Source organism: Rahnella variigena (assembly GCF_003610915.1).
Taxonomy (GTDB): Bacteria; Pseudomonadota; Gammaproteobacteria; order Enterobacterales; family Enterobacteriaceae; genus Rahnella; species Rahnella variigena.
Map to the genome: position 1 here is coordinate 3,279,137 of NZ_NSDJ01000001.1, position 12,019 is coordinate 3,291,155.

General features: G+C 50.6%; 12 protein-coding genes. 7 read left to right on the plus strand and 5 right to left on the minus strand.

Translation table 11 applies throughout. The annotated features are described in order from the left end of the window. Window positions 1-2: 2 nt before the first annotated feature. The gene (locus CKQ54_RS15180; protein WP_112288763.1) at window positions 3-1,061 is read right to left on the minus strand and encodes an NAD(P)-dependent alcohol dehydrogenase; all 1,059 of its coding nucleotides are present in this window, start codon (window positions 1,059-1,061) and stop codon (window positions 3-5) included. Between the two features lie 143 nt (window positions 1,062-1,204). Then, window positions 1,205-2,101 carry a LysR family transcriptional regulator gene (locus tag CKQ54_RS15185; RefSeq protein ID WP_120162470.1) on the minus strand — a complete coding sequence of 299 codons (897 nt, stop codon included), beginning with the start codon at window positions 2,099-2,101 and terminating at the stop codon, window positions 1,205-1,207. Window positions 2,102-2,256: 155 nt separating this feature from the next. Here CKQ54_RS15185 and CKQ54_RS15190 point away from each other — a divergent pair, with 155 nt between their 5' ends. The 3 genes from CKQ54_RS15190 (at window position 2,257) to CKQ54_RS15200 (ending at window position 3,698) form a co-directional block, all read left to right on the plus strand. Next, window positions 2,257-2,982: a pirin family protein gene (locus CKQ54_RS15190; RefSeq protein WP_120162469.1), complete on the plus strand. Its 726-nt coding sequence runs from the start codon at window positions 2,257-2,259 to the stop codon at window positions 2,980-2,982. 258 nt (window positions 2,983-3,240) lie between these two features. Next, window positions 3,241-3,324: an ash family protein gene (locus CKQ54_RS26100; RefSeq protein WP_112288766.1), complete on the plus strand. Its 84-nt coding sequence runs from the start codon at window positions 3,241-3,243 to the stop codon at window positions 3,322-3,324. Window positions 3,325-3,392: 68 nt separating this feature from the next. Then, window positions 3,393-3,698 (plus strand): helix-turn-helix domain-containing protein, encoded by a 306-nt coding sequence (locus CKQ54_RS15200; RefSeq protein WP_120162468.1) that lies wholly within the window; start codon window positions 3,393-3,395, stop codon window positions 3,696-3,698. Window positions 3,699-4,111: 413 nt separating this feature from the next. Here the strand turns inward: CKQ54_RS15200 and CKQ54_RS15210 are convergent, their stop codons facing one another. The 3 genes from CKQ54_RS15210 to CKQ54_RS15220 form a co-directional block, all read right to left on the minus strand. Continuing rightward, complete coding sequence (locus CKQ54_RS15210) at window positions 4,112-5,992, minus strand: FimD/PapC N-terminal domain-containing protein (RefSeq protein WP_120349680.1); 1,881 nt, start codon at window positions 5,990-5,992, stop codon at window positions 4,112-4,114. Window positions 5,993-6,030: 38 nt separating this feature from the next. Beyond that, on the minus strand, window positions 6,031-6,696 hold the full coding sequence (locus tag CKQ54_RS15215; RefSeq protein ID WP_120162466.1) for a fimbrial biogenesis chaperone: 666 nt from the start codon (window positions 6,694-6,696) through the stop codon (window positions 6,031-6,033). 100 nt (window positions 6,697-6,796) lie between these two features. Next, window positions 6,797-7,159, minus strand: a complete 363-nt coding sequence (locus tag CKQ54_RS15220) for a fimbrial protein (RefSeq protein ID WP_167459640.1) — start codon at window positions 7,157-7,159, stop codon at window positions 6,797-6,799. Between the two features lie 487 nt (window positions 7,160-7,646). Between CKQ54_RS15220 and CKQ54_RS15225 the strand changes: the two genes are divergently transcribed. The 4 genes from CKQ54_RS15225 to CKQ54_RS15240 all read left to right on the plus strand — a co-directional run bounded on the left by CKQ54_RS15225 (window position 7,647) and on the right by CKQ54_RS15240 (window position 11,771). Next, on the plus strand, window positions 7,647-8,588 hold the full coding sequence (locus CKQ54_RS15225; RefSeq protein ID WP_120162464.1) for a LysR family transcriptional regulator: 942 nt from the start codon (window positions 7,647-7,649) through the stop codon (window positions 8,586-8,588). Window positions 8,589-8,823: 235 nt separating this feature from the next. Further along, entirely contained in the window at window positions 8,824-9,822 is a 999-nt protein-coding gene (locus CKQ54_RS15230; protein WP_120162463.1) for an LLM class flavin-dependent oxidoreductase, read from the plus strand. Between the two features lie 9 nt (window positions 9,823-9,831). Further along, entirely contained in the window at window positions 9,832-10,392 is a 561-nt protein-coding gene (locus tag CKQ54_RS15235; protein ID WP_120162462.1) for a GNAT family N-acetyltransferase, read from the plus strand. 35 nt (window positions 10,393-10,427) lie between these two features. After that, window positions 10,428-11,771 carry an LLM class flavin-dependent oxidoreductase gene (locus CKQ54_RS15240; RefSeq protein ID WP_120162461.1) on the plus strand — a complete coding sequence of 448 codons (1,344 nt, stop codon included), beginning with the start codon at window positions 10,428-10,430 and terminating at the stop codon, window positions 11,769-11,771. The last annotated feature ends 248 nt before the right edge of the window (window positions 11,772-12,019 follow it).

Below are 12,019 nucleotides of genomic sequence, written 5' to 3' on the forward strand. Positions count from 1 at the left end.
GATCAGACTGTCGCAGGCGCATCCAGAGAAGCCATATCAATCACGAAACGATAACGCACGTCCGCTTTTTCCATGCGCTCGAACGCTTCGTTGATTTCATCCATACGGATCATTTCGCAATCCGGCAGAATGTTTTTCTCAGCACAGAAATCGAGCATTTCCTGAGTTTCGCGGATCCCGCCGATTGGCGAACCGGCCACGCGACGACGGCCTAAAAGCAGCGGAACGGTGTTGAACTCGTCCATCGGCCCGACCTGCCCGACCAGCACCAGCGTGCCGTCCACATCCAGCAACGGCAGGTACGGCGTGACGTCATGTTTCACCGGCACGGTATCGATGATTAAATCGAAATGATCGTGTGCCTGCGCCATGGCATCGCTGTCGGCGCTAACCAGCAGACGGTTAGCCCCCAGGGCCAGTGCGTCGGCTTCTTTGGCATTCGAACGGCTGACCACGGTGACATCCGCACCCAGACCGACCGCCAGTTTCACCGCCATATGACCCAGACCACCCAGACCAATCACGCCCACACGGCTGCCCGGTTTGACGTTCCAGGTTTTGAGCGGCGACCAGGTGGTGATCCCGGCACACAGCAATGGCGCAGCTTTGGAGAGATCTAACCCTTCCGGCATACGCAGACAGAACTCTTCGCGCACCACTAAATGCTTGGAATATCCGCCCTGTGTCGGTTCTTTGGTGAAACGGTCATAACCGGCGTACGTCCCGGTATTCCCTTCACGACACAGCTGTTCTTCGCCTTTTTTACACTGATCGCATTCCTGACAGCTGTCCACCATGCAACCAACCGCGACATGATCGCCAATCTTGTACCGGCTGACCTGGCTGCCAGTCTGCGTTACGCGTCCGACAATTTCATGGCCGGGAACAATCGGATAATAGCTCCAGCCCCAGTCATTTCTCGCCGTATGCAAATCTGAATGGCAGACACCGCAGTACAGAATTTCCATTGCCACATCGTTATCACGCAGGCCGCGACGCTCAAAGGCGTACGGAGCAAGCGGTTTTTTAGGATCGTAGGCCGCAAATCCAACAGTTTTCATCAGTCAGCTCCTGAAGTGTTAATGACCCATTTACTATAGATTTAAAGCCCGCAGCAGCAAGCCACAGTTCTCTTTATTTCTTGCCTGATCCTGCCAACTTGCCTGAGCAGAGTTTTCGTTCCGGGCGCTCTTTATCCGGCAAATCACGCCGCAGAGACGCGCTGCGCTTTAAGCCGCTCCTGTAAAAAGTCCAGAAACACGCGGGTGACTTCGCTGCGCTGACGATGCTGCGGATAAATGGCATGCAGATCCAGCGCGCCGGGGTGGAAATCGTCCAGTACCCGCACCAGTGCGCCATACTGCAACGCCGGTCCGACGATGAATTCTGGCAATAACACCAGCCCGAGTCCGGCCACGGCAGCATCGCGCAGCACTTCGCCGTTGTTGCTGACAATCGGGCCGCGCACTTCGAATAACCGGCGCTTGCCGTTATGATCCAGCTCCCAGCCCGTCTGCCCTTCACGGCCATAACGCAGACACTGATGTTGCAGCAGGTCTTCCGGCGTTTGCGGCGTCCCCATGCGTTCCAGATACTGCGGGCTGCAACATATCACCCGTTTCAGCTCACCGAGACGGCGTGCCACCAGCGAAGAATCGGCCAGATTGCCGATACGCAGCGCAATATCAAAGCCTTCACCGACCAGATCGACATACCGGTCCACCAGATCCACCTGAAACTGAATGGCCGGATGCTGCCTCAGAAATTCGGCAATTAGCGGTGAAAGATGGCTGATACCAAATGACATCGGAATACTCAGGCGGTAAGACCCCTGCAACACCTGGCGCTTTTGCGACACCGCCCGCTCCGCTTCTTCTATATCGTCGAGGATGCGCTGCGCGTGTCCGGCAAACAGCTGACCGGATTCGGTCACCGACAGTTTGCGGGTATTACGGTTAAGCAAACGGGCATTCAGCCCCGCTTCCAGTGCGGCCATACGGCGGCTGACGTACTGTTTCGACAACAACAGCTGTTCGGCAGCGGCAGTGAAACTTCCGGCTTTAATCACCGCGACGAAAATACGAAGATCTTCTATCTGCATCACTTTCTCTCCTCTTTGGCACGCCGCATTTTTGTCAACTAAAACGTGACAGTGATAGTCAAACCACCGCATTGTTGAGCAAATTAGTTTACGTGTATTCTCTGTTCATCGGAAGCGCAAACGCACTTCCTCCCTGACACACTGAGGAGTACACCATGATCGAACAACGTCTCTCTGAACAACGCGGCTTAGGTGACCACGGCTGGTTGCATTCCCGTCACACCTTCTCTTTCGCCAGTTACTGGGATCCAAAACAGGTCGGTTTCTCAGACCTGCTGGTTATCAACGATGATCAGGTGGCAGCGGGACGCGGCTTTGGCGCGCATCCTCACAGCAACATGGAAATCATTTCTTATGTGCTGGAAGGCGCACTGGCGCATAAAGATTCGATGGGTACTGGTTCAGTGATCGTCCCGGGGGATGTACAGCTGATGAGCGCGGGCTCCGGCGTGACGCACAGTGAGTTCAACCACTCCGGCGACGAAAGCGTGCATTTTCTGCAAATCTGGATTGTGCCAGCGGAAAACGGCACCGAACCGGGTTATCAGCAGGTGTCTGTCCCTGAAGCAGACAAACGCGGTCAGTTCCGCCTGATCGTCTCGCCAAAAGGTGACAAGGGCTCGCTGACCGTTCGTCAGGATATGAAGATTTACGCAGGTTTCTTCGATGGCGCGGAACAGGCGACAGTTGATCTTGACCCGAACCGTTATGCCTATATTCATGTAGCACGCGGCAGCATTAAAGTGAACGGTATCGAGTTCAGAACCGGCGACGGTGCGCGGGTTCGTCAGGAAGATAAACTGACCTTTACCGACGGAGATCAGGCAGAAGTATTGCTGTTTGATTTGCGTCCGGTAGAAGTGAATCATCCAACCCGTTGATAGCAATGGTTCAAGCCTCCCCTGATGTGGGAGGCTTTTTTTTGGTATTAGCTGAACAGATAAAAACCCTAATTAAATCAACATTTATGCACGTTTTTATCCGCTTGGTTTACGCTACCTATTTACGCTATAGTGGATTTGCTACGGCAAAATCCGTGGCCGGGATTTGCACCCCGGATGTCACAACGTCGATATATATAGTTTACGTTATATATCGAGGCCTTTGCACACCTGTTGCTTATTACGCTTTCGTGTAATATGCACGTCTCAATGGTGGCTCAGAGGGGGCAGTCTCCGGACTGGCCGGCATCCGTTGTGCCCGGTAGTGCAAACTCCGTCTGAGCTATCACCCCCAGAGATTTGCACCTCTTGTGGTAGCTATCTCATCGCTTTGCAACGGAAACTGCGAAATGACCACAAACTATCCACCCAACATATCTTTTCCTTTTCAGGACTGGCACCCTGCCGACATTATTGCGGCACTGCGCAAAAAAGGTACCACTCTGGCCGCAGTATCACGCGCGGCAGGGCTGGGCTCATCCACTTTGTCTAATGCCTTGTCCCGCCCGTGGCCAAAAGGCGAATTGTTGATCGGTCAGGCAATTGGAGTTCCTCCCTCCACGATTTGGCCTAGTCGTTACTTTAATCCAGTCACAATGGAGTTTGTTGAAAGGCCTTTAAGGCCTGCATACAAAAGAGCGGCTACCTCTGAATAGCGGGTTAATCCAGGGCGCAGCAAGTGCGCCCTTCTTCGGATATCAGGTTTTGCAGGTGGGCGACCTTTAGCGCTTTTAAAATCGAATTCAGATTCAAGGTCGTGGGCGTTGACCCACACGGCCCCAAAGGGTTTTTAAACGAAACCCTTTGGAATTCTGCGTTTTTTTAACTGCGCGCTAACGTTCGCTGGCTGTGTTTCAGCTGCCGCAGCTTCTCAATCAAAAGCAGTTCTATTATGAATTTAAGATAGTGCGGACGGTTCAGAAATCTTGCTGAACGGTGTGGAGGAGTTTTACTGGAGCGGTTATTTGAAGGCGGTAGTGTGATGCTGAAGGTCAGACGGGATAACATCAGTAACAGAGTGCAGCGCGGCGGCATCTCTCAAGGATCAGCCGCCGGTTATGTCTGAACATTATTCGTAGGTGACGGTAAAGTTCGCCACCGCATTGGCTGAACCAGGTGCAATATCATCGGCAGTTTGTATATAGGCCGCGGTCAGCGGGATGTTAAATGCACCTTGTTCGGTGGCCTGTGCCACAAACAGAGTCTTGTTAAATATCACCGGCGTGCTGTTTAGTTTCAGCTGAATGCCCACACCTTCTGCTCCGCCCGCCGTCAGGTCAATGATGCCGTTGCCTTGTGATGACTTCGCATCAAAATTGATATTCACCCTGGTTTGCGCGCTGCATTGCAGAGGGATATTGATATTTTGGGGTTTCAGCGTTGAGTTTTTGCCCTGAAAATCTTCTTTCATCACATCGCCCATTGGGACAGGGATAGCACTGGAACCGGTGATTTCGCAGGAAGCTTGCTTAATATTAACCGAGCCTATATTTATAGTTAATACCTGTCTTGTCCCTGCGCTGTCTTTCATCTCAACGGTGGCTAACTCTCCGGGAGTCACAGAGCCGGGAACGATATCCCCTGTTTTGATGAGTTCAACGTCAACATTCTGCAGATTAATCGGGCTCGAACCGTCACCGTTACCACTGGTCTGATTAGCCCCCGTAGACACAGGGGTACCGCCTATCGTGAGCCGGATACCCACGCCCTCGACACCGCTTTTAAATATCGTGGAGGTGGAGGAAGGGTAGACAGCGGTATTCATTGTTTTCGTCATTTGATACTCGCCCGAACAATTCTCAGCCACTTTGTAGGCTGTACTGTAAGCCACTCCCCCGATGACGAATCCATTTGGCCAGTCCTGCTGTGAAGTCACGTTCATGTTTACCGTAATCAGTGGCTGTCTGGAAAGATAACTACACACACCCAGCGCCATGGCATTATTCACGCCCCCGATCAATAACACGACAGCCATGCCGCGCACTGTCGGCGCAAACTGGCTCATGGAGTCCGGCAGCATCTGGTCATCGGAGGCCAGTTGCGCACCGGTAAACTGGATGCTGTCAAACACGTCGGCGGGCGTGGAATATTCGCCCAGCGTCAGTTGCCCGCCCTGCAGGAAACGCACGTCACGCTGCACGTAGGTATTAATTGATTCGAAGTCACGGGTATTGGTGTCATCGCCACCGTGAGTCCCTTCGGTATATTGGTCGCTGTAAGTCGAGTAGTTACGCAGACGCCATGCGCCGAGGTTAGCCCCGCTGCGCAGGTTAACGAAGTTACTCTTTGACTGACCGCTGTCGTCGCGCTGCGTGGTAGAGCCGGAATAGCTGTAATTGAGCATAAAGGCGGCGATACCGTTATCCCAGCGCTTCAGATCAACCGAGTTGCGCGGGCGCATATTTACGCCGATTTGCGGTACGGTAATGTCATAACGCTTGCGGTTTATATCAAGATTTTCAGTGGCCTGCGGCACATAGGCACTCAGTGGCTTTGTCAGCTGTGCATCAGGTGCAACGGCTTTCAGATCCGGAAATGCGTCCAGCTTGACGCCGTACTCTGCCATCTCCGCCGGGGTGACTGCCCCGTAGAGTTTACCTGGCGCATCCGGCAGGCTGACAAACTCGACGTTGCGTGAGTCGACCTGCTGGTTATTCAGATAGATATCCACCTGATAAGTGCCGGGCATCTGCCCGCCCTTTTCGGCGAAATAATCCAGATTGACGTTTTTCATATCGCCGCCATCACCGACGGCCTTAAGCATTTCCGCGTTAAACGTTTCAGCGGAGAAAGCCAATCCGGGAAGAGATAACAATATGAAAAAGGATAAGGGTTTTAATAAAAAAGAGCGGGCAGCAGCTTTACTGTTTAGTGCGCCGCTCTTTCTTTTATCACCTTTTCTTCTGGTGTTGTCTTTGTCCTGACGATTTTTAATATTGTTATTATCCATAATAAACAGACATTCCCGATTTTAATTTTTCAACTTAATTAAATTGATGCGTTGACTTTTTCTGTTAATCCGCCGAAATCATTAATCGCTTGCCAGTTGATGCTATTCCCCGCCGGAGCATTACTAATCTCCAACGAAGATTTTGGCGGAACCATATATCCTGCCTTCAGCTCTTTACCGTTCACGCTGACTTTTGTCATGTTGACATAATACGGTGTAGGATTGTTGGCGGTTAAGGTACTACCTGAGCGGGTGATGGTGATCTGCTGATACGCTTTGGCAATCGCCTCTTTGTTATTCAGTGTTGTCGGTCGGTAGATCAGTTTGATACGTGTGTTAATCGAGAACTGCAGGGAATTCTTTTCTTTTGTAGCAGGGGGAATAGCCAACGTATTAAGCCAATAAACAGACTCTTTATCCTGCGCTAATGATGACGAAGTCTGGGTAATACGGACGGTGTTATCCTGGCCAGGCTCGATGCGGAACAATGGCGGAGTGATAACAAAGGGTATCTTCTCGCCCGCATTGTCAGAACTTATCCAGGAACGAATTAGGTAAACACTCGAGTCTTCTGTGTTCTTTATGGAAAGCGAAGCCTCTTTCATATTGCCATTATAAATAACGCGGGTGGCACCTACCGATAATCCAGCAAAGGAATTGCTGGACATGATGACTAACATTGGGAGTAATAAATATTTGAACATTTATATTGAACCTGTGAATTTAAAAGAAAGTGGCTCTGGGATTAACCAGAACAACTATATATTGAAATCACTTCAGAAATTATTTTTACTTAATTAACGATTACTGGTAGCTGATAACGTAAGTAACGGAGTTACTAAATGGACCCGCAACAACGTTGTTTTTAGTCTTAGTCAGACCTACAGTATATTTCAACTCATTGTTGTCTGAAATTAATGCCTGGCTTTCAGAAGTATCCATTGCGTTAGGGGTAAGCACAACACCAGCCTGATCTTTAATAATCATACCTGAGTTACTTGTCATGCTAGAGCCTACGACAACAAGATTTTCATAAGAAGAAGTTTGCCCGTTAAATTGAACTTGTGCGGAAAGATCTGCAGGGCAACTGTTCAGCTTAATAATAAAAGTGCCGGAAATCGAAACGGTACCGGTGTCTTCTGCGTATGCACCCATTGCAGCAACCATGCCGGCAGCCAGTACGCTCATTTTAAATGAATGTATTAAGTTTCAAAATTATCTCTCCATTTCAATTTTGTTAGTTGAACCCTGAATCCATATGCAGGGGAGAGGCATTTGCAGGGGAGAGGCATTATTCACATTGTCGCTGTGGAAATAAACACAGTGAACTTAAACATTCATTCATTTTATTAAAGAGTTTATAATTATTTGTTCTATTACATATAATTACATGATAAAAAAAATCCTAATTGCAAATTAATAAAACCCACATTCACCCAGGCACTTGGAAACTGCGACACAACCACATATATTATGAAAAAAACAAATCCAGGTACGCTTTCTTTATAATCCATTTAAAATAAGCATGGTAGATTTGTGCGTAGTTTGAATTTTTAATTTCTTTAAAATATCACACAAATCTCAATCAACGCCTGTGGAGATGAATTTACAGGCTGACCAAACCATCATTTCTGAAAAAACCAAGTGAGAAAAAATGAAACTCAATCACAACACGGAACGTCTTAATGCTATTAAGGGTTTTGATCTTAACTTGTTAACCATGTTTGAATCTGTTTATATCCATGGCAGCATCACCAAAGCTGCCGGTATATTGGGACTGACGCCTTCCGCCGTCAGCCAGGCTATTGGGCGTTTACGAGATCACTTTTCTGATCCCCTCTTCGTCCGGCAGGGGAAAAACCTTTCCCCAACCAAAACGGCGACAGGAATACATGAAAAACTCTTTGAGTCCTATGATAATTTATTGGCCAGGTTTCAGGAAATAGATCACCCACTTGCCATTTCAAATATAGTGATTAATTGTCCACCCTATTTTTCTCTCACCATACTCGGCCCCTTAGTCAGGGCTATCGACAAAATAGCACCAGGCTGCAAAGTAACTCACACTGTGGTAGGAAATTCTTCCCAGGCAATAGATGATTTACTGACTTTTCGTAAAACTGACATCGTGTTTGATATCAACCCACATAAGAATCTATCTCGTAATACTTTTTTACTGTATGAGGAACCTCTGGTAGTGATACGTGCAAAAAACCATCCAAGAATTAAAGATAAAGCCTCGCCAGAAGATGTTATGAAGGAAGAGTTCACGTTTATCAGCAATGACAGCTTGCTACGAATTAACCTCGCTCAACAACTTGAGAAAAGAATAAGTGTTAAAAGGAAAATTCGTTATTATGTAGGTTATATCGGTGCCGCAATGCCGGTCGTTGAAGCCACAGACACACTGGCATTTGTGCCGCTCAAGGCATATGAAGAATATAAAAAACAGTATGATATTTGTGCGGTTAATGTGGATATGAATCTGCCAAGCATACCGGTCTATATGGTTTACAACAAAACGTCTTTAAATAATCAGTTCTTCTGTAAAGTGATAAGAGCGCTAGAGGAAATGTTCCCTCCCATCCCTGCATAGCTGAAGGATAAATAACCTATGCCGCTATAGCATTCTAAAGGCGACATAAGTCGCCTTTTATGTTTTTCAAGCACCCGGTTTATCTTTCCCGGCTAAGATCCGCGCACATGTCGCCCGCCAGCCCACATCCATTCTCATCTCCCGCAACTCCATAGCAACTATTGTTGTTTTACATCTTTTGTCCCTGACTTTAATAATCCCTGTTAACGACGTGTTGCGAATAAAGGGAAAAACGATGGGATACCGTTTAAGTTTGCTTGAAAAAAGTCCGCTGGATGAGCATGAAGATGCCGCAGGGGCATTACGCAGGACGCTGGAACTCGCCAAAAATGCAGAGCGCTGGGGCTATCACCGGTTCTGGCTGGCGGAGCATCATAATACTGACAAACTCGCGATCTCTTCGCCGGAAATCGTGATCGCCTGGATCCTCGCGCATACGCAGCACCTGCGGGTAGGTTCCGGTGGGGTCATGCTGCAACATTACAGTCCGTATAAAGTGGCGGAAAATTTTAATCAGCTGGCATCACTTGCCCCCGGCCGTGTAGATATCGGCATTGGCAAAGCGCCGGGCGGATTACCGCTTTCGACCCATGCGCTGCAACACGCGGTGGATCCGGCACGTAAGGGCGATTTCGCGGAACAATTGAGTCAGCTCGACGACTGGCTTTCAGTGCCCGTCAGAGGCAAAGACGCCGATGCGCTTTCTGCTACCCCACAGCCGCCGCAGTCAGCCTCACGTTTCTTATTAGGTGCCAGCGAACAAAGCGCCCGTCTGGCCGCCAGTCTCGGCTGGAATTTCGTCTTTGCTGCGCACCTGAATGCCGACGAGCGCGATATTTCCAGCGCCCTTTCCGCTTATTCGCACGACAGTCACGGTAAGCGGGCGCTTCTGGCTGTGCCGGTAATTGTCGCTGATACCACCGAACAGGCTGCACGGCTGGTGGATAAAACGCAGCGGTATCGCGTTATCGCCAGCGACGGGCAAAGCGTCAACGTCGGCAGCCATGAACAAGTTGAGGCGTATCTGCGTCAGTCAAAAGCAAAATCTCATCGTATTGAAGAACGTCAGTCCGAAGTGTTGTACGGCACCGGTGAGGATGTTCATCAGCAACTGGAAACATTGCAGGCAAGGTACGGTGTGGAAGAATTTATCATTGATACGCCGGTTTCTCAGCCTCATGCGCGCCTGCGTTCCCTCGAACTGTTAGCCACGTCCAGCGTTGCGCTGGCTTAAGGACACACTATGAGCCACGTGATCCGCCTTGCTCAGGAATCAGAAGCGGCTGCGCTGCACAGCCTTTTGCAAAAAGCTTACGCGCCGCTGCTGGAACATGGCATTCATTTCACCATCACCCGCGCCAGCGTTGAGGATGTGCGGGATGTTATCCGCAATGAAACCACGTATGTGCTGGAAAAAGACGGCGTACTGACGGCGACGCTGACCACGCGTTTTTTGTGGACGCCTGCGAAAAATCATCTTGCGCCGTGGCCGTTTGTTCACTGGTTTGCGGTGGCGGAACACGCCAAGGGTCAGGGTTTTGGCAATGAAATTATCCGCTACGTCGAAGAAACATTCTTACGCGACACGCTGAAATCACCGGCGGTGTATCTGGCGACGGCGGTAAACCATCCGTGGCTGACCGCATTGTATCAGCGACGCGGTTACGAGCCGTTTCATCGGGCGACCAATCCGCTGGGCGTCGAACTGGTGTATCTGCGCAAAATCCTCAATCAGCAGGCATTCGATGCCCAGGAGCAGGCGCTGCTGGTTCGCTCTGTCGCTGAATTACGCACGCTGGCTTAACGGCGGCTGAATAATATAATCTTAAGGATGAATCAATGAGTCAGAAAAAACAGTTACGTCTGGGTGCCATTATTCAGGGTGCGTCGGGAAATATGTCCGCATGGCGTCATCCGGATGCCGTCGCCGATGCCAGTATTAATATTCAGTTCTGCCAGCAATTAGCGCAACGAGCCGAACAGGCTAAGTTTGATTTCTTATTTGTCGCTGACGGACTTTATATTACCGAGAAATCTATTCCGCATTTTCTCAACCGTTTTGAGCCGATTACCCTGCTTTCAGCGCTGTCGCTGGTGACTCAAAAAATCGGTCTGGTGGCGACATTATCGACCTCTTACAGCGAACCGTTTACCGTCGCACGCCAGTTCGCCAGCCTCGATCATCTGAGCGGTGGCCGTGCGGGCTGGAACGTAGTGACCTCGCCGCTGGAAGGTTCGGCGAAAAACTTCTCCCGCGATAAACATCCGGAACATGACGAGCGTTACCGCATTGCCAGCGAATACGTCAGCGTGGTGAAAGGCCTGTGGGACTCGTGGGAAGAAGACGCGTTTGTGCGCAACAAAAGCACCGGCCAGTTCTTTGCGCCACAGAAACTGCACACGCTCAATCACCACGGTAAATACTTCTCGGTGCAGGGGCCGCTGAACGTCGGACGCTCGCCACAAGGCCGTCCGGTTGTCTTTCAGGCCGGAGCATCAGAACAGGGCAAAGCCTTTGCCGCCGAAGCTGCCGACGCTATTTACACCCGTCAGGAAACCCCAGAACTGGCACGTGAATTCCGCCTCGACGTCCAGCGCCAGTTAGCAGAAAACGGCCGTGACGCTGAGGACATCCGCGTATTCCAGGGTATCAGCGTGATTATCGGCGACTCGCCTGCCGATGCCGAACGCAAGTACCAGGAAACCGCGCAATTGGTGACGCTGGAAAGCGCGCTGGATTACCTCGGCCGCTACTTTGAGCATCACGATTTTGCGCAATACGCTCCGGATGCTCCCTTCCCGGACATCGGTGATTTAGGGCAAAACAGTTTCCGCAGCACGACAGATGAAATCAAACGCAACGCTCATGAACACGGGCTGACACTACGACAGGCCGCTCTGGAAGCCGCCACACCGCGCCCGACCTTCTCTGGCACTGCCGAAGACGTCGCCGACGGTCTGGAACACTGGTTCACCTCAGGCGCAACCGACGGTTTTATCGTTCGTGGCGGCACCCCGACGGCGTTCGATGATTTCATCGACAGCGTAATCCCAATTTTGCAGGCACGCGGGTTATACCGGACGGACTATGAGGCGCAGACCCTGCGGGGGAATCTGGGGTTAAGTGAGCCGGAGAATCAATTCACTGCTAAGAGTGTGCATTCCGATGCACTGACGGTTTAAGGTCAACACCTTGGGTTGCCGACCAAGCTGGCCTTCAGGTCAAGGTCAAGGTCAAGGTCGTGGGCGTCGGCCCACACCGACCAGACCTTGGGTTGCCACCCAAACTGGCTTTAAGGTCAAGACCTTGGGTTGCCACCCAAACCGGCCCTAAGAGGCGCCTATCGCCGCGCCTCTTAGGAATCTCCGGCTCTTTCACTGCGCGCTCCGCTCGCTGGCTATGTTTCAGGTATCGCAGCGACAGGCTGGAA